This window comes from Brevundimonas sp. Soil_N_31 (assembly GCF_057655995.1).
In genome coordinates this window covers 44,703-61,656 of record NZ_JBDGLE010000004.1, presented here as the reverse complement: position 1 = coordinate 61,656, position 16,954 = coordinate 44,703, and the positions used below count along the sequence as shown (strand labels likewise).

Annotated in this window: 20 protein-coding genes and 1 riboswitch; of the genes, 9 read left to right on the top strand and 11 right to left on the bottom strand. The window is 66.9% G+C overall.

What is annotated here, in order from left to right; genetic code table 11:
- Nucleotides 1–74 precede the first annotated feature (74 nt).
- From AC3A3G_RS07850 to AC3A3G_RS07825, 6 genes are all read right to left on the bottom strand, one after another.
- The gene (locus AC3A3G_RS07850; RefSeq protein WP_368925079.1) at nucleotides 75–302 is read right to left on the bottom strand and encodes a hypothetical protein; all 228 of its coding nucleotides are present in this window, start codon (nucleotides 300–302) and stop codon (nucleotides 75–77) included.
- Nucleotides 303–307: 5 nt separating this feature from the next.
- Entirely contained in the window at nucleotides 308–1,141 is an 834-nt protein-coding gene (gene fghA / locus AC3A3G_RS07845) for an S-formylglutathione hydrolase (RefSeq protein ID WP_368925077.1), read from the bottom strand.
- 19 nt (nucleotides 1,142–1,160) lie between these two features.
- Nucleotides 1,161–1,712 (bottom strand): hypothetical protein, encoded by a 552-nt coding sequence (locus AC3A3G_RS07840; RefSeq protein ID WP_487487914.1) that lies wholly within the window; start codon nucleotides 1,710–1,712, stop codon nucleotides 1,161–1,163.
- Between the two features lie 11 nt (nucleotides 1,713–1,723).
- Nucleotides 1,724–2,110 carry a VOC family protein gene (locus tag AC3A3G_RS07835; RefSeq protein ID WP_200167983.1) on the bottom strand — a complete coding sequence of 129 codons (387 nt, stop codon included), beginning with the start codon at nucleotides 2,108–2,110 and terminating at the stop codon, nucleotides 1,724–1,726.
- Between the two features lie 92 nt (nucleotides 2,111–2,202).
- Nucleotides 2,203–2,667, bottom strand: a complete 465-nt coding sequence (locus AC3A3G_RS07830) for a GFA family protein (RefSeq protein ID WP_200167982.1) — start codon at nucleotides 2,665–2,667, stop codon at nucleotides 2,203–2,205.
- 16 nt (nucleotides 2,668–2,683) lie between these two features.
- Nucleotides 2,684–3,790 carry an S-(hydroxymethyl)glutathione dehydrogenase/class III alcohol dehydrogenase gene (locus tag AC3A3G_RS07825; protein WP_200167981.1) on the bottom strand — a complete coding sequence of 369 codons (1,107 nt, stop codon included), beginning with the start codon at nucleotides 3,788–3,790 and terminating at the stop codon, nucleotides 2,684–2,686.
- Between the two features lie 201 nt (nucleotides 3,791–3,991).
- Between AC3A3G_RS07825 and AC3A3G_RS07820 the strand changes: the two genes are divergently transcribed.
- Nucleotides 3,992–4,693 carry an NAD-dependent deacylase gene (locus AC3A3G_RS07820; RefSeq protein ID WP_200167980.1) on the top strand — a complete coding sequence of 234 codons (702 nt, stop codon included), beginning with the start codon at nucleotides 3,992–3,994 and terminating at the stop codon, nucleotides 4,691–4,693.
- 99 nt (nucleotides 4,694–4,792) lie between these two features.
- Here AC3A3G_RS07820 and AC3A3G_RS07815 read toward each other — a convergent pair whose 3' ends face one another.
- Nucleotides 4,793–5,116 carry a YnfA family protein gene (locus tag AC3A3G_RS07815; RefSeq protein WP_200167979.1) on the bottom strand — a complete coding sequence of 108 codons (324 nt, stop codon included), beginning with the start codon at nucleotides 5,114–5,116 and terminating at the stop codon, nucleotides 4,793–4,795.
- A gap of 170 nt (nucleotides 5,117–5,286) precedes the next feature.
- Complete coding sequence (locus AC3A3G_RS07810) at nucleotides 5,287–6,072, bottom strand: RNA methyltransferase (RefSeq protein WP_200167978.1); 786 nt, start codon at nucleotides 6,070–6,072, stop codon at nucleotides 5,287–5,289.
- A gap of 106 nt (nucleotides 6,073–6,178) precedes the next feature.
- On the opposite strand from AC3A3G_RS07810, the gene AC3A3G_RS07805 reads away from it, so the two are divergent.
- The gene (locus AC3A3G_RS07805) at nucleotides 6,179–6,850 is read left to right on the top strand and encodes a DsbA family oxidoreductase (protein ID WP_487487913.1); all 672 of its coding nucleotides are present in this window, start codon (nucleotides 6,179–6,181) and stop codon (nucleotides 6,848–6,850) included.
- Between the two features lie 164 nt (nucleotides 6,851–7,014).
- Here the strand turns inward: AC3A3G_RS07805 and AC3A3G_RS07800 are convergent, their stop codons facing one another.
- Complete coding sequence (locus AC3A3G_RS07800; RefSeq protein WP_487487912.1) at nucleotides 7,015–7,839, bottom strand: hypothetical protein; 825 nt, start codon at nucleotides 7,837–7,839, stop codon at nucleotides 7,015–7,017.
- Nucleotides 7,840–8,312: 473 nt separating this feature from the next.
- Between AC3A3G_RS07800 and AC3A3G_RS07795 the strand changes: the two genes are divergently transcribed.
- Both AC3A3G_RS07795 and AC3A3G_RS07790 read left to right on the top strand, forming a co-directional pair.
- A complete protein-coding gene (locus AC3A3G_RS07795) occupies nucleotides 8,313–8,738 on the top strand; it encodes a hypothetical protein (RefSeq protein ID WP_487487911.1) in 426 nt (141 codons plus the stop codon).
- Nucleotides 8,739–8,977: 239 nt separating this feature from the next.
- Entirely contained in the window at nucleotides 8,978–9,988 is a 1,011-nt protein-coding gene (locus AC3A3G_RS07790) for a hypothetical protein (protein ID WP_487487910.1), read from the top strand.
- Between the two features lie 36 nt (nucleotides 9,989–10,024).
- Here AC3A3G_RS07790 and thiC read toward each other — a convergent pair whose 3' ends face one another.
- Entirely contained in the window at nucleotides 10,025–11,932 is a 1,908-nt protein-coding gene (thiC, locus tag AC3A3G_RS07785) for a phosphomethylpyrimidine synthase ThiC (RefSeq protein WP_487487909.1), read from the bottom strand.
- 69 nt (nucleotides 11,933–12,001) lie between these two features.
- A riboswitch (TPP riboswitch) is annotated at nucleotides 12,002–12,111 on the bottom strand.
- Between the two features lie 273 nt (nucleotides 12,112–12,384).
- Between thiC and cuyB the strand changes: the two genes are divergently transcribed.
- The gene (cuyB, locus tag AC3A3G_RS07780; RefSeq protein WP_200167971.1) at nucleotides 12,385–13,047 is read left to right on the top strand and encodes a cysteate racemase; all 663 of its coding nucleotides are present in this window, start codon (nucleotides 12,385–12,387) and stop codon (nucleotides 13,045–13,047) included.
- Nucleotides 13,048–13,286: 239 nt separating this feature from the next.
- Entirely contained in the window at nucleotides 13,287–14,633 is a 1,347-nt protein-coding gene (locus tag AC3A3G_RS07775; RefSeq protein WP_487487908.1) for a Gfo/Idh/MocA family protein, read from the top strand.
- Nucleotides 14,634–14,789: 156 nt separating this feature from the next.
- On the opposite strand, the gene AC3A3G_RS07770 is transcribed toward AC3A3G_RS07775, so the two are convergent.
- Nucleotides 14,790–15,074: a hypothetical protein gene (locus AC3A3G_RS07770; RefSeq protein WP_234287993.1), complete on the bottom strand. Its 285-nt coding sequence runs from the start codon at nucleotides 15,072–15,074 to the stop codon at nucleotides 14,790–14,792.
- A 94-nt stretch (nucleotides 15,075–15,168) separates the two neighbouring features.
- Between AC3A3G_RS07770 and AC3A3G_RS07765 the strand changes: the two genes are divergently transcribed.
- The 3 genes from AC3A3G_RS07765 to AC3A3G_RS07755 are packed head-to-tail and all read left to right on the top strand — an operon-like array spanning nucleotide 15,169 to nucleotide 16,936.
- Entirely contained in the window at nucleotides 15,169–15,939 is a 771-nt protein-coding gene (locus AC3A3G_RS07765; RefSeq protein ID WP_487487907.1) for a ribonuclease T2 family protein, read from the top strand.
- A 46-nt stretch (nucleotides 15,940–15,985) separates the two neighbouring features.
- Entirely contained in the window at nucleotides 15,986–16,369 is a 384-nt protein-coding gene (locus AC3A3G_RS07760; protein WP_003163882.1) for a hypothetical protein, read from the top strand.
- 21 nt (nucleotides 16,370–16,390) lie between these two features.
- Entirely contained in the window at nucleotides 16,391–16,936 is a 546-nt protein-coding gene (locus tag AC3A3G_RS07755) for a hypothetical protein (RefSeq protein ID WP_487487906.1), read from the top strand.
- Nucleotides 16,937–16,954 lie beyond the last annotated feature (18 nt).

Here is a 16,954-nt window from a genome sequence, read left to right as displayed (position 1 = left end):
GAAGCGATGGCCGCCCGCAAGGCTTGATCGTCGCCTTGCGGATTAAGTCTGCGTCATTCGTCGTGCAAAAGCGCTCAGCGCTGCACATGGGCCTTGATGCAGTCGCGCACGGCGCGCTTCAGATCGCCGGGCGCGTTCGGCTCGTCCACGCCCTCGGCAGCGAAGACGGCGCGCATGGCGGCGTCCAAGCCCTTGGGCAGGGCGGCGATCACCTTCTTCTGCCCCTTTTCATGCAGGCAGAAGCCGACCTGGTTGCACAGGTCCGCGAACATGGAATCGAAATCAGGGGCGGCGTCGGTCATCACACTCAGGCTTTCAGCCGCTTGGCGTGGAAGGCCACATGGTCGTCCACGAAGCTGGCCATGAAGAAGTAGGAATGGTCATAGCCCGGCTGCATGCGCAGGGTCAGCCCCTGTCCGGCCTTTTGCGCCGCCGCCTTCAGAAGTTCCGGCTTCAGCTGATCGGTCAGGAAGGAATCCGCGTCGCCCTGATCCACCAGGATGTCGTCGAAAACGCCCTTGGCCGCCCCGCCTTCGATCAGCAGGGCCGCGTCATGTTTCGCCCATTCCGCCCGGTCCTCGCCCAGATAGGCGCTGAAAGCCTTCTCACCCCAGGGGCAGCGCGTCGGCGAGGAAATCGGCGCAAAGGCCGACACCGACCGGAACAGTTCGGGATGGCGCAACGCCAGCGTCAGCGCCCCATGCCCGCCCATCGAATGACCGAAGACGGAGCGTGTCTTCGTCGTCGGGAACGCATTGTCGATCAGGTCGATCAGCTCGCTCGTGACATAGCTCTCCATGCGGAAATGCGGCGCCCACGGCGCTTCCGTCGCATCGACGTAGAAGCCAGCGCCCTGCCCCAGATCATAGGCGGCGTCGTCGGCGACACCCTCCCCGCGCGGGCTGGTGTCGGGCGCGACGATGATGACGCCGTGCTCGGCGGCGGCCTTATAGGCCCCGGCCTTGGTGGTGAAGTTGTCCTCGGTGCAAGTCAGGCCCGACAGCCAGATCAGGACCGGAAACGGCCCTTCCCCTGCCGGAACAAAGACCGACAGCGTCATGGGCGTGCCCGTCGTCGCGCTGTCGTGCTTCAGATAGCGCAGCGTCCCGCCGTGAACGACGTGGCTCTTGACCGTTTCCATCAACTCGAACTCCTGAAGATCAGTCCGGCCAGACCCTGGCCATGAAGGCGTCATCGAGGACGCCGCCATCCTTGGAAAAATGCGCGTACCAGTCGCGCGGGATCGGGGCGACCGCCCCCTGGGGCTGCGCGCCGCCGCCCCAGGCGTCGAACTGCAGGCCGACCAGGATCGGCCCCTCGCGCACCGACGGCGCCGGAACCGCCCCGGCGGCGGCGACGATGGCCTCGACCGCCTCCGGCTTCATCGACGGCTCTCCGGTGACGACGAAAGCCCTGGATCGTTCGCCCGGCTTGACCATCAGCAGCAGCATGCCCGAGGCGCCGGGCTGCGTCGGCTGCACCTTTGCTGCGGCGGCCACAGCCTCATCGACGGCCTTCAGATAGGGAGACAGGTCGGCGATCCCGACCCTCTGCTTCATGACCGGGTCGGGCAGGTAGAGCACCACCTTCTTCTGGACCCAGGCCTCCGCCGGCGCCGCAACGGGCGCATCCGCCCCGCCCGGCGTGCAGGCGGCGAGCGCCGTGACGGCCAGAACGGCCATGATCGACGCAGTCGCCGCCTTCATCTTCATCGCCTCAATCCTCAGCCCGGCCGGTGCACGGCGCAGATCTTGTTGCCCGACGGATCGCGCAGATAGGCCAGGTGCATCGCGCCGAAAGGCGTGTTGCGCGGCCCGGCCGGATCCTCGATCGCCACGCCGCCCGCCGCAACCCCGGCCTCGGCGAAGGCGACGACCGCCTCGGGGCTGTTGGCGAAAAAGCCGATGGTGCCGCCGTTGGCGTGGCACGCCGCCTGGCCGTCGCGCGGCTTGACCACCCCCAGCATGCCGCGCGGGGTCATGTACCAGACCCCCGGCATGGGCGCGTCGCTGGGCGTGCCCGGCTGGTGGCCCAGCGCACCCAGAACGGCGTCATAGAATTTGTGCGAGGCTTCGAGGTCGTTGGCCCCGACGGTGACGTGCGTAAACATGGTGATCCTCCCAGATCCGCCCGATCATAGCGCCGGGCGCGGCAAGCTAAGCCGACAAAGTTTCGTTTGGCAACGAACTTTGCTGCACCTGCTCAGTCGGGCCGCGCGCCCTCGCGAGCGTAGGCGCCCATCAACTCGGCATAGTCCTCGGGCGGCGGGAATTCCGGATAGCCGACCTTGGCCCCCGACTGAGCGCCGGGCAGACGCTCCGTCGTCCAGGTATCGGCATGGGGAACGAACCACGCCCCGTCGTCCAGCAGGCTGGGCCTCAGATTGACGAACTGCCCCCCGGCGATACCGCGCGTGAACAGCCAGGTCTTGCACGACGGACAGAAGTGATGCTCCGGCACGGGATTGTGCAGGCCGCCGATCTCCGTCTCGCCCTCGACCGTCAGCCCCTCGCTGGGCAGCATCAGGCTCAGGGAATAGGCTCCGCCCGTCAGCTTCTGACAGGCCCGGCAGTGACAGGCCGCTGCGAAGACCGGCGCCTGGGCGACCTGAACTTTCACCTGCCCGCAGAGGCAGGCCCCCGTCCACGGCAGTTTCCAGTCGCCCATGGCTGAATCCCTCTCGTTAGAAGACGATGACCGAACGAATGCTCTTGCCTTCATGCATCAAATCGAAGGCCTCGTTAATCCGCTCCAGCGGCAGCGTATGGGTGATCATCGGGTCGATCTCGATCTTGCCGTCCATGTACCAGTCGACGATCTTCGGCGTGTCGGTGCGGCCGCGCGCGCCGCCGAAGGCCGAGCCCTTCCAGACGCGGCCGGTGACCAGCTGGAACGGACGGGTGGCGATCTCCTTGCCCGCCTCGGCCACGCCGATGATGACGCTCTCGCCCCAGCCGCGGTGACAGGCTTCCAGCGCCTGACGCATGACCACGGTGTTGCCGGTGCAGTCGAAGGTGTAGTCGGCGCCGCCCCCGGTCAGCTCGACCAGATGGGCCACCACGTCGGACACGTCCTTGGGATTGACGAAGTGGGTCATGCCGAAGCGACGGCCCCACTCCTCCTTGTCGCCGTTGATGTCGACGCCGACGATCATGTCGGCCCCGACCATCTTCAGCCCCTGAATGACGTTCAGGCCGATGCCGCCCAGACCGAAGACCACGGCGTTGGCGCCCGGCTCGACCTTGGCCGTGTTGACCACGGCGCCCACGCCCGTCGTCACGCCGCAGCCGACGTAGCAGGCCTTGTCGAAGGGCGCGTCCTTGCGGATCTTGGCCACCGCGATCTCGGGCAGGACGGTGTAGTTGGAGAAGGTCGAGCAGCCCATATAGTGGTGAAGGGTCTGGCCCTTGTAGGAAAAGCGGCTGGTGCCGTCGGGCATCAGCCCCTTGCCCTGCGTGCCCCGGATCGAGGTGCACAGGTTGGTCTTGCGCGACAGGCACGACTTACACTGGCGGCATTCCGGCGTGTACAGCGGGATGACGTGGTCGCCGACGGCCAGCGAGGTCACGCCTGCGCCCACCTCGACCACCACGCCCGCGCCCTCATGGCCCAGGATCGAGGGGAAGAGGCCCTCAGAATCCAGACCGTCCAGCGTATAGGCGTCGGTGTGGCAGACCCCCGTCGCCTTGATCTCGATCAGCACCTCGCCCGCGCGCGGCCCCTCCAGATCGACCTCGACGATCTCGAGCGGACGTTTGGCTTCGAACGCGACGGCGGCGCGGGTTTTCATGGGTCTTAGTCCTTGGTCTCTTCGGTCTCTTCCCCTCTCCCCTTGAGGGAGAAGGCAGCGGCCGCAGGCCGACGGATGAGGGGTCGCACCGGCAGCGACCAGTTTCAACCCCGCAAACGGCCACGGGCAACAAGACCCTTCATCCGACCTGCTGCACCAGCCGCCTTCTCTCTCAAGAGCAGAAGAGTTTAGACTGCCGCCATGAACCTCGTCATCCTGACCGGCGCCGGCGTCTCGGCCGAGAGCGGCGTGCCCACCTTCCGCGCCTCGGACGGCCTGTGGGAGGGGCATCGCGTCGAGGACGTCGCCACGCCCGAGGGCTTTGCGGCTGACCCGGCTCTGGTGCAGGACTTCTACAACCAGCGACGGCGACAGCTCGCCAGCGTACATCCCAACGCCGCGCATCGGGCGCTGGCCGATCTGGCGTCGCGGTGGAGGGGCGATTTCCTGCTGGTGACGCAAAACGTCGATGACCTGCACGACCGGGCGCACCTTGAGACGCCGCCCGCGCCGGGCTTCGAGCTGATCCACATGCACGGCGAACTGAAGAAGGCGCGCTGCACCGCCTCGGGTGTCGTCTGCGACTGGACCAGCGATCTGGAAACCCGACACGCCTCGCCCCATCACCCGCACGGAACCTTGCGCCCGCACATCGTCTGGTTCGGGGAAATCCCGCTGGAGATGGAGCGGATCGAGGCGGCGCTGGCGCGATGCGACCTGTTCGTGTCCATCGGCACCTCGGGCGCGGTCTATCCGGCGGCGGGCTTCGTCCAGCTGGCGCGCATGGCCGGAGCGCGGACGGTGGAGATCAACCTGGAGCGGACGCAGGGCGCAGGCCTGTTCGACGAAGGCGTATACGGCCCCGCCAGCGAGACCGTGCCCGCCTTCTTCGGCGCGCTGTAGCCCTCTCTCCCAACTGCCGTCACCCTCGCCCTGCGCCTCATATGTCCAGGACGCTAGATCCTTGGGTCAAGCCCGAGGATGACGGCGGACAAGAGAACCCTACCCCCTCGGCCCGAACAGGATGATCGCCGCGCCGATCAGGCAGACCGCCCCGCCGATGACGTCCCAGCGGTCCGGCGTCGTCTTCTCGACCAGCGCCATCCACGTCAGCGACGCCACGATATAGACCCCGCCATAGGCCGCGAACGCCCGCCCCGCCGCCTCGGCCGGGACCAGCGCCAGCAGCCCGGCGAAGGCGATCAGGCTGAGTACGCCCGGCGCCAGCCACCACGCCGAACGATCCAGCTTCAGCCAGGCCCAGAAGGCGAAGCAGCCGCCGATCTCGGCCAGGGCCGCGAGGGGATAGACGAGGGCCAGTTTCATGCGGTTCCTTCCGTCATTCCGCTCCCCACCGCCGTCATCCTCGGGCTTGACCCGAGGATCGAGCGTAGCGGCGCGCTCGTACTTGCTGACGTCACGCTGGCGGACAACCCGATCCTCGGGTCAAGCCCGAGGATGACGGCAAACGGCGGCGCAAACGAGTACAGGATCCCTTACTCCTCCTTCTTCGCCGCCTCGGCCCGTTCCGCCGCCAGCTTGGCCAGCACCCGGCCGCGCCCCTTCGAAAGGGCGTGGATGGCGCCGCGCATGGTGGCGACCTCCTGCTCGGTGAAGGCGGCGCGGCCCAGCATGACGCGCAGGTTCTGGCTCATCGAGCGCTTCTTCTCGGGCGGATAGAAGAAGCCGCCGTTGTCCAGCTCCGCCTCCAGATGCTCGTACATCCCCAGCAGCAGGTCGTTCGCCGCGGGCGGCTCGCCCTCGCGGAAACGCGGCGGCGGGGCGTCCAGGATCAGGGTGCGCCACTCATAGGCGTTGATCGCCACCGCCTGCGCCAGGTTCAGCGAGTGGTGCTTGGGGTCGATCGGAATCGTTGTGATCCCGGCGCACAGGGCGATGTCGCCCGTCTCCAGCCCCGCGCGCTCGCCGCCGAACAGCAGGCCGGTCTTCAGGCCCGAGGCGGTGTCGTCATAGAGGATACGGGCGCTCTCACGCGGGGTGCGCACCGGCTGGCGCGTCTCGCGCGGGCGGGCGGTGGTGGCGAAGACGGTGTGCAGATCGGCGATGGCCGCCGCCACGCTGTCGAACACCTTGACCCCGTCCAGCACCCAGTCGGCGCCGGACGCCGTGGCCCAGGCGCGCTCCTGGGGCCAGCCGTCGCGCGGGCTGACCAGCCGCAACTCCGACAGTCCGAAATTGGCCATGACGCGGGCGACCGCGCCGATATTGTCGGCCATCTGGGACTTGTCGAGGACGACGACGGGAGGGGTGAGTTCAGTCATGGGCGGTGTGTAATCTTTCCTGCCCCGCGCGAGAAGGCGCGCTTGCCTCCTTCTTCATCGCCCCCATATCCTCGCAACACATGCTGTTTCAGAAAGCCCCGCCGCCATGACCGACGCCGCCCCGCTCAAGCCGCTGAAGATCGACTTCGTCTCCGACGTCATGTGCCCCTGGTGCGCCGTGGGGCTGGGCGGGCTGGAGCAGGCGCTGGAGCGGCTCCAGGGCGAAGGGATCGCCGCCGACATCGCCTTCCAGCCGTTCGAGCTGAACCCCGACATCGCCCCCGAGGGCGAGAACATGGGCGAGCACCTGGCCCGCAAATACGGCTCCACCCCCGAACAGTCGGCCGCCAACCGCGCCGCCATCACCGCCCGCGCCGCCGAGGTCGGGGTCGAGATGAACTTCCGCGACGACAGCCGCATGTGGAACACCTTCGACGCCCACCGCCTGCTGCACTGGGCCGGGCTGACGGCGCCGGACAAGCAGGCGGCGCTGAAGCACGCCCTGTTCGGCGCCCACTTCACGCAAGGCCGCAACATCTCGGACGCGGGCGTCCTGACCGAAGCCGCCGAGGCCGCCGGGCTGGACCGCGCTGAGGCGGCCGAGGTGCTGGCGTCCGGCCGCTATATGCAGGAGGTCCGCACGGCGCAGGCCCTGTGGCGCGCGCGAGGGATCACCTCCGTCCCCGCCGTGGTGGTGGAGGACAAATATCTGATCTCCGGCGGCCAGCCGACGGAAGTCTTCGTCAACGCCCTGCGCGAGATCGCGGGCAAACGCTAATCCTTTCCGTCATCCTCCGGCAAGCCGCGCAGCGGCGCAGACCGGGGGACCCAGCGGCGCCGAAGGCGATCTTCCTTCAAGCGTTAGCGTCGTATGTTTCGCGCTCACGCGCGCCGCTGGGTCCCCCGGTCTCGCTACGCTCGCCGGAGGATGACGGAAGAAGATCAGGGCGGCGCCTCGTCGGGAAAAACAGAGTCCAATTCGTCTGAATCGTCTGAAATCGCCGCCTCACGTTCCGGCGCGAGGCGGGCGCTGAGGGCGGCGATGCGTGCCTCGACGGCGCGGCGGCCCGCGTGGTCGTCGGGGGCCAGACGGGCGGCGTCGCGGGCGACGGCGGCGACCGCCTTCATGTCGGCTTCCAGCGTGTCGAGCGGATCCGGTTCAGGCGCGGGCGGCGGGCTTTCCGGCTCGGCGGCGGCCAGCAGGACCGGGTCGGTCAGCGCCCGCCAGGTGCGCAGCCACGACGCCGCCTCGGCCGCCCGGCCGCGCCGCACCGCCCGGTTCAGCCGCATCAGGGCCTGAGCCGCCATCGCGGCCAGATCGGGGGCGTCCGCCGCCTCATCCTCTAGCGGACCGCCCTCGTCGGGCCACGGATCGGGGTCGCCCGCGTCGCAGCGGCGCCAGCCCTCGCGCGCGGCGCGGGACCGCAGCGTCCCCAGCTTCAGCCCATAGCGGTCGCAGACGGCCTCGGCCGTATCCCCGGCCAGATAGTCGCGCCGCGCCGCCGCCCAGGTCGCCTCGGAGCGGACGCGATAGCCGTCCCGCGGCGCCGGGTCTTCGTAGTAATGGCCGCGCCCGGCGTCAGCCGTTTCGGCCCGCTCGGCGGTCGAGGGCCGCACATGGTCGGGGATGTAGGTGGTGTCGCCGTACTCGTCCTGCTCCCACCGGCCGGAGGCGATGATGTGCGGCGCCTCCTCATGCCAGTCTTTCTCGGGCCAATCCTTCTCGGACCAGTCCTTCTCCCGCCCGCCCGAAGCCTGATCGTCCATCGCGCCGCCTCCTGCCTGAAGGTTCGAGGATGGAGGACGGGTGCGTCAGGATCGGACGGGAGAGCGCCCCTCTTCCTTTCGTCATCCTCCGACGAGCGGAGCGAGATCGGGGGACCCAGCGGCGCCGAAGGCGATCTCGGCGCCAAGCGCGGCGCGCGGACTTTCGCCCTGACGGGCGCCGCTGGGTCCCCCGGTCTGCGCCGCGAAAGCGCGGCTTGCCGGAGGATGACGAAAGAAGAGGCGAACCTCCTCATCCGGATCCACGAACTTAAACGCCTCGGCCGTTCCCGCAGGAAGCAGCTGATCAAGGTGGTCTTGCCGGCACCATTCGGCCCGGCGAGGAGGACGAGGGTAAGTATGGCTGTAATTTAGTCTGAGCCGCTCAATGGGCTAGGCTGATGGCGAGGTAAGACTGGTTGTCTCGTCAGTCGATCAAACTTGGGCTATCATCATAAAAAGCATCGGGGGGTACCATGCAGGCCGAGATCATTCTTGAAACAGCAGGGCAACGCCTGCCGGGCATAGACTACGGTGACCTTGAGGCCAATCTGCAGTCCGAAGTCGACAAGTTCGCAAAACTAGTCTCGGGGGAAGCGAAGCGGGAGGCGCAAGGGCGGCCGGATGGTGCCCAAGGTGATGATGTTCTAATCCAATGGCTGATTGAGTTTGCCCAGCAGCCTGCGATGGTTCGCGTGTATGCAAAAAGCTTGATTTTCGGGATCAGCGAATTAGTCCGGGTGGCGCGGCAGAGGGCGAATAGGGGTGCGGAACCTGCAGTTGTCGAGGGTCAGCAGGTCGGCGGACCAGCAGCGCGCGTTAAGCTTCTTGGCAAGGAAATTGCCCTTCCTGCTACAACTGCGGCGATTACCGCTTTCATTGATGAAGTTACTGGCGAATGAGCGCCCATAGGAGAGCGCTCCTATTTGGGCACTCGAGTTCGGACCCGGAAAGGAAGCCCTCGAGGCAGAGGGTTCAGGGGCTTATCCAGCGCTTCGGTCGACTGCTTTCGGAAGAAAGTCGGTATGATTTTGGCAATCTAACCGACGGCTCGGGATCTCCTGATTCGATTATCAACCCGACGCGCGCTGAAATCGTGGAGCTGGCAGGGCGGGCGCTCCAGGTAACCAATGAAACCTTGTTGTTGCTGTACTATGTAGGGCACAGCACAGATTTTGGCTTGGCAGACGTCTCACTTTACTTGTCTACCGCCGACGGCGCGCGAGATCAAACTATGTCGGCTTCAGAGTTAATCTCGGAATTTCGGCGCAACGGCTTCTCTAAAATAGTACTGATACTGGATAGCTGTCATACGGGCAGGCTGGAGCAATCATTTGCGGCAGATGCGAATATATATTGCATGCTAGGCTCAGGATACGGATTCGCTTTTAACGCTGATTTTTCGGAAAAAATATTCTCAACCCTAGATCGTCAGCTTGCTCGGCGGGACCCAAGAATAGATCGCCGCCTTGGAGGCATGACCTATCGCAAAATATTTGAGTCAACTCTCGCCCATTTCCAAGACTCCCAGCTGGGCGAGATGGGCTACTCCCAAAAACCTTCTCAGTCCGGGCTGCTGGGTGACACCGTGATAATTCCGGCACCCGAAATAGTGCCTGACGAATACAACCACTTCGCTGACCGTCGAACCGTCTATGGGCGACTATTTACCGTCCTAGAACTCGCCGCCGTGAACGTCGCGGGAATAGATGATTTCATTCGCACAGTTCGCGATCATCGCGCATTTTTGCTCCGTCAAGACGAAGGTGCCGGGGTGCGCGTGGGGGCAGGCCGTGTCCAAAATTACATAGACTTCCTTATTTCTTGTCGGCTTGTGACGGCAGAAAGGGGTGTGGTCCGGCTGACTGAGAGAGGTGTCTCTGCTGCCGATTACGAATTCTACAACAGAGAAATTCTATCTGCAGTCCAAGAGTTTATACTTCCAGATCTCACAATGGGTGAGTTGAATGTGGTTTGTAAGGAGCTCATCGACAACATGCAGCCCCCAACCGCAGCTCGTGTTGTGAGGCATCTGCGCTCTAAAGGCCGAGATTGCGAACTTACGGATGAGCTGCGTTTGGCGTTCAGCGTTCTGCCAAGCACGGGAAAATTCTCCCGTGGGTCTGCGGACGCTTTGTATCCCCCAGAATGAAGATAGGAGTGGGGGAAGCTACCTGCAGGTAGCCTCTCACACCTTCACCTCGATCTCCCCGCCCCCGGCTCTGAACTTGGCGCTCATCTCGGCCATGCCCGCCTCGGCGTCCGTCAGGCTGGCGCCTGCGTCGTTCTGAGCCTTGGCGGCGTCGCGGATGTCCTGGCTGATCTTCATGCTGCAGAACTTGGGGCCGCACATGGAGCAGAAGTGGGCGGTCTTGTGCGCCTCTTTCGGCAGGGTCTCGTCGTGGAATTTGCGGGCGGTCTCGGGGTCCAGGGAGAGGTTGAACTGGTCCTCCCAGCGGAACTCGAAGCGGGCTCTGGAGAGGGCGTCGTCGTGGGCGCGGGCGCCGGGGTGGCCCTTGGCCAGGTCGGCGGCGTGGGCGGCGATCTTGTAGGTGATGACGCCGTCCTTGACGTCCTGACGGTCGGGAAGCCCTAAGTGCTCCTTGGGCGTGACGTAGCAGAGCATGGCCGTGCCGAACCAGCCGATCATGGCCGCGCCGATGGCGCTGGTGATGTGGTCGTAGCCGGGGGCGATGTCGGTGGTCAGCGGGCCAAGCGTATAGAAGGGCGCCTCGTGGCAGTGCTTGAGCTGCTCATCCATGTTGGCCTTGATCTTGTGCATCGGCACGTGGCCGGGGCCTTCGATCATGACCTGACAGCCCTTGGTCCAGGCGATCTTGGTCAGTTCGCCGAGGGTGCGCAGCTCGGCGAACTGGGCCTCGTCATTGGCGTCGGCGATGGAGCCGGGGCGCAGGCCGTCGCCGAGCGAGAAGCTGACATCATAGGCGCGCATGATGTCGCAGATGTCCTCGAAGTGCTCGTAGAGGAAGCTCTCCTTGTGGTGAGACAGGCACCACTTGGCCATGATGGAGCCGCCGCGCGAGACGATGCCCGTCACCCGCTTGGCCGTCATCGGCACGAAGGGCAGGCGCACGCCCGCGTGGATGGTGAAGTAGTCCACGCCCTGTTCCGCCTGTTCGATCAGGGTGTCGCGGAACACCTCCCAGGTCAGATCCTCGGCGACGCCGTTCACCTTCTCCAGCGCCTGATAGATGGGGACGGTGCCGATGGGGACGGACGAGTTGCGGATGATCCAGTCGCGGATGTTGTGGATGTTGCGGCCGGTCGACAGGTCCATGACGTTGTCGGCGCCCCAGCGGGTGGCCCAGACCAGCTTGTCGACCTCGTCATCGACGCTGGAGAGGACGGCCGAGTTGCCGATGTTGGCGTTGATCTTCACCAGGAAGTTGCGGCCGATGATCATCGGCTCGACTTCGGGGTGGTTGATGTTGTGGGGGATGATGGCGCGGCCGCGGGCGATCTCCTGACGGACGAACTCGGGCGTGACGAAGTCGGGGATCGAGGCGCCGAAGTCTTCGCCGTCGCGAATGCAGGGGGCCGTCTGTTCGCGGCGCAGGTTCTCGCGGATGGCGACGTATTCCATCTCCGGCGTGATGATGCCCGCCTTGGCGTATTCGTACTGGGTGACGGGGCGGCCCTCGACGCCCTTGAACACGCGGTGGTTGGAGACGTCGAAGCGGGGGGCCAGGTGCTTGCCGCTGGCGTGGCCGTTGTCCTCGGGCTTGACCTCGCGCGGGTTCGCGACGGGGGCGATGTCGCCGCGGTCCAGTTGCCAGCTGGATTTGACGCGCGGCAGGCCCTTCTTGATGTCGATGGTCACGGAGGGGTCGGTGTAGGGGCCGGACGAGTCGTACATCGTCACCGGCGGCTCATTGGCGGACGGGTGGACGGCGACTTCGCGGAAGGGGACGCGGATGTCGGGGAAGAGTTCGCCCGCCACATAGACCTTCTGGCTGCCTGCACGGGGGCCGGTGGGGATGGTGCCGTGTTCGGCGGCGACTTCCTTGCGGGCGTCGGCCAGGGCGACGTCGACCTGCGGCTCGTGCGGCTGTTCGTTGGAAACGTGGATATTCATTGTGGCGGCCTCCTGCGAGAAGAGGTCCGCCGGCGCGGTAGGAGCGCCCCCCACGCCGGACTTCGGGCGTCGAAAGCGGTGAACTCGTCCCTTCGCCGGCATGACCCGGATCAGGTTCGACGGGTCAGAGGAGAAACCTCAATCTCAGCCGCTCGATTGCGACCCCCCGGAGAACGGCGCGACCCTAGCCCGTTTGCGCGGCGGGTCAAGCGAGACGGGATCAGAAGGGGGAGAGGAGGCGGCCCGGCTTCTCAGTCGGGGGGGCGTTAAGGCCGGGCCGCCGCAGACTTCGTCGGGGTTGGGGGGGCGTCCGACGTGTCCGATTGCACAATCCCCGGCCGCGATGTTGGTTCCGCTGATTTTCGCGTGTTAACGCTCTTTGCAGAACAATAATCGTTTTTCCCGCTGCGCCTGGTTTACTTGGGACGCGGCGGTTCAGCAGGATCGTAAACATGGCGCGCGTTCTGGGCGTTCTGGGCGGCATGGGGCCGGCGGCGACGACAGCCTTTCTGGCCCGGGTGCAGGCGCTGACCCCGGCCGGTGCGGATGAAGACCACGTGCGCGTCATCGCCGACATCAACCCACAGGTGCCCAATCGGCACACCCAGCCGGAAGCGGCGGGCCGGACGCTGGGCGAGATGGCGCGGGCGCTGAAGACGGCGGGGGCGCAGGTGCTGGCCATGCCGTGCAACACGGCCCACGCCCATGCGGGCGCTATCCGCGCGGCGGGCCTGCCCTTCATCGACATGATCGCCGAGACCGCGAAGGCGGCGGGCGCGACCGGAGCGCGGCGGGTCGGGGTGCTGGCTACGCCGGGCGCGGCCTTGCTGTACGCCGAGGCTCTGGCGGCCGAAGGGCTGGAGATGGTCGCCCCCTCCCCCGCCGAGCGCGAGCGGTTCATGCAGGTGGTGTTCGGGGTCAAGGCCGGAGACGTCGGACCTGACCAGCGCGCGGCCATGCGCGATTTGGCGCAGGCGCTGATCGCGGCAGGCGCCGAGGCGGTGATCGGCGGCTGCACCGAGGTTCCGCTGCTGCTGGATCAGGGCGACGTGGAGGCGCCGCTGATCGACTCGGCTGAGGTGCTGGCGCGGGCCTGCGTGGCGGCGTGCCGGTAGGACGTTTCGCTTCAAAGGATCGTCACCCTCGGGCTTATCCCGAGGGCCTATGGCGGCGGTGCGTGAGGCGGCGACCGTTCGACGGCTGCGTCTGAACATTCGTCGTCGCGCCTGGAGCGAACCTGGGCTCTCGGGACAAGCCCGAGGGTGACGGAAGGGCAGGCGGCGCGGGCCGCTTGGCGCGCCCTGCGGCTTGGCCTAAGCGGAAGGCGACGCCGTTTCAGCAGGAGCCCTTCATCATGGATCGCCGCGCCTTCATCGCCGCTTCGTCCGCCGCCGTCGCCGCCTCGACCCTGGCCGGGCCGGCCCTGGCGCGGAACGACCGGCTGCAGATCGGGATCATCGGCACGGGGCTGCGGGCGCAGAGCCTGATGTCCATCCTGCTGAAGCGGGCCGATGTGGACATCGTCGCCCTGTGCGACATCGAACCGCTGATGATCGCGCGGGCCAGGGGGATGATCGCCGCCGCCGGAAAGCCCGCGCCCCGCGCCTATGAGGGGGCGCCCGATCAGGCCTATCGCGACCTGCTGGCCCATCCGGGGCTGGATGCGGTCATCATCGCCACCCCGTGGGAATGGCACGCCCCCATGGCCATCGCGGCGATGGAGGCGAAGATCCCGGTCGGCTGCGAGGTGGTGGCGGGCGTCAGCCTGCAGGATCACTGGGACGTGCTGGAGGCGCACGAGCGGACCGGCACCCCCTATATGGTGCTGGAGAACGTCTGCTATCGGCGCGACGTGCTGGCGGTGCTGAACATGGTGCGCGCCGGGCTGTTCGGCGAACTGGTCCATCTGCAGGGCGGCTATCAGCACGACCTGCGCGCGGTGAAGTTCAACAGCGGCGATCCGCAGAAGCCCTATGGCGGCGGGGTCGAGTTCGGGCCGAAAGGCTGGTCCGAGGCGCGCTGGCGCACCTGGCACTCCGTCAACCGCAACGGGGAGCTGTACCCGTCGCACGGCATCGGGCCGATCGCCAACTGGATCGACCTGAACCGGGGCAACCGGATGACGACGCTGACGGCCTACGCCTCCAAGGCGCGGGGGCTGCACGCCTATGTGGTGGACAACGGCGGGGCCGACCATCCGAACGCCCAGGTGCAGTTCAAGCTGGGCGATGTGGTGACGACCTCGATCGGCTGCGCCAACGGCGAGACCCTGCTGCTGCAGCACGACACCAATCTGCCGCGGCCCTATTCGCTGGGCTTCCGGGTGCAGGGGGTGAAGGGGCTTTGGATGGATCTGAACCAGTCGGTCCACATCGAGGGCCGCAGTCCCGCGCATCAATGGGAGGCGCAGGCGGCCTGGTTCGAGCAATACGACCACCCGCTGTGGAAGACCCACGCCGACACGGCGGCCGGATCGGGCCACGGCGGCATGGACTTCTTCGTCATCCACGCCTTCGTCGAGGCGCTCAAAGCCAAGGCGGCGATGCCGCTGGACATCTATGACGCCGTGAGTTGGAGCGCGATCACCCCCCTGTCGGAGCAGTCGATCACCGAGGGCAATCGCACGGTGGACTTCCCCGACTTCACGCGCGGGGCGTGGCGCGAACGCAAGCCGATGTTCGGCTTCGACGGCGTGTATTGAGGCCTCTCCCGCCCTGTCACCCTCGGGCTTGTCCCGAGGGCCCAGGGTCAGGCTAGGCGTAACGGTCGCTGCGTTGAGCCACTGCTAGAACACGCCCTATGACGCTCGGCGGAACGATGGGCCCTCGGGACAAGCCCGAGGGTGACGGAGGAGAGGTCAGTTCTCCGCCTTCTTGCCCATCAGGGGCGACAACAGGCTGTTGACCTCGTCCATCTGGCCGTGGCCCTGGGCGGCGCGGTGCTCCAGTTCGTCGGCGCGGGCCTGAAGCTCGCGGGCGCGATCGCAGCGGGGGTCGCCTTCCGGCACGGCGGCCAGGGCGGGTCGGCGGGCCTCCAGTTCGGCGATCAGCTCGTCGAAACGGGCCTGGTTCATGTTCTCGCCCTGCTCGAACAGGGCGATGGCTTCCTCCAGGGCGGCTTCAAAGGCGTCTTGATCGGGCATGGGCCTCATCCTCTTATGCTTACGCTTATCAATGGGCGGGGCCGGGCGCCGGTTCCGCCTTGGCCGCCGATCACGCAGGGTTTACGAGACCGCCATGCGCACCCTTTTCGCCTCCGCCGCCCTGATGGTCCTGCTGGCCGCCTGCACCGTGTCGACGGAAGCGGCGCCGGAGCGAGCCGAGGTCGCGGGCGCCGTCTGCGACGTGCCGGACGATGTGCGCCCCGCCCGCCCCTATCGCATTCCGCAGGACGAGGTGGCGGCCGACGTGCCGGTCGCCTTCAACATGCTGGCGGTCAGCTGGTCGCCGCAGGCGTGCCGCAGCGGCAAGGACTATCCGGACGAACGCTATCAGTGCGCGGCCAATCAGTTCGGCCTGACCCTGCACGGGCTGTGGCCCAACGGCTCCGCTGACAAGCACCCGCGCTATTGCGCCGCCCCCGGCCCGGCCATTCCGGTCGAGACGGTGCGCCGGCATTTCTGCATGATCCCCTCGCCCAGCCTGCAACAGCATGAATGGGCGGCGCACGGCACCTGCGGCTGGGACAGCCCCGAGGCCTATTTCGCCCAGGCCGCCAAGATGTGGGATGGGCTGAACAAGCCGGACCTGGAGGCCATTCCCGCCCAGCGGCTGACCGCCGGGGCGATCCGCGACGCCTTCGTCGCCGCCAATCCGGGCTTCCCGCGCGAGGGGGTGTTCATCGCCACCACCGACGGCTGGTTCCGCGAGGCGCGGCTCTGCTACTCCAAGGACTATCGGCCGATGCGCTGTCCGCGCGGCCTGGGCGCGCCGGATCGCGAGCGGCTGAAACTGGCCCCCAAGGGGGTTCAGCAGGACGCGCAACAGGGCGTGCAAACGACCGGTTAACCAGAACAGGGTGAGGCTGCGGGTTGCTGTTTCGTCCGAGGCCGTCATGTCGACCATGCTGACCCAGTCCCGCCGTCGTTCCAGCGACCATTTCCAGCCCGAGGACATGGAGCCGCAGGAGCAGCGCCGCCTGCGCGGCCTGCTGGAGCAGATCGACTACGCCGCCTATGTCGCCAACCGCGAACTGATCGGCCACGCCCTCGCCCAGGTGGACGTCGGCGCCTTTCAGAAGCTGGCCGTGCTGACGGCCCAGGCGCGGGCGCGCTGGGGCGCCGAGGCCGTGCGCCTGGCCGAATCCGGCGCCCCGGCCACCCCCGACCAGGTCGCCCGCCTGACCGCCGCCCGCACCGCCTATGACGAGCTGGCCGAGGCCTATGACGCGCTGCGCCGCATGGTGGAACGCGGGTATCTGCCCTTGCGCCAAGCGTGACCGTTCCCCTTATCCAGGGGTATGAAGCGTCTGATCCCCCTCGCAGCGGCGGCGCTGCTTCTTTCCGGCTGTGGTTCTCAGGGTCGCGCTGACGATCCGCCAGCGGCCCGAGCCGACAATCCGGCGCTGACCGCCCTGTTCAACGCCGATCAGAAGGCGCGCCGGGACCATCATCTCGACCTATTGGAAGCCATGGCCGACGCCGAACGTCTGGCCGCGACCAAGGCGATGCTGGAGCGCGGCGAGATTCGGTCGGGCGCCGACTACTATCGCGCGGCTTTCATCTTCCACCACAGCCGTGAGGCGGACAACATCCTCAGAGCTCATGTTCTCGCGACCGCCGCCCTGGCGCAGGGTCATCAGGACGCCGCCTGGATCGCGGCGGCCAGCCTGGACCGCTACCTGCAGAGCACGGGACGGCCGCAGATTTACGGGACGCAGTACATTCAGATCGACGCAGGGATGACGCGCGGCGCCTTTGATCCCGACTTCATGCCCGACAGCGTGCGCCGCGACACCCGCGTGCCGCCGCTGGCCGAACAGAAGGCGCCGCCGCTCGCGCACTAGGTCAGTTCGGCCGCCAGA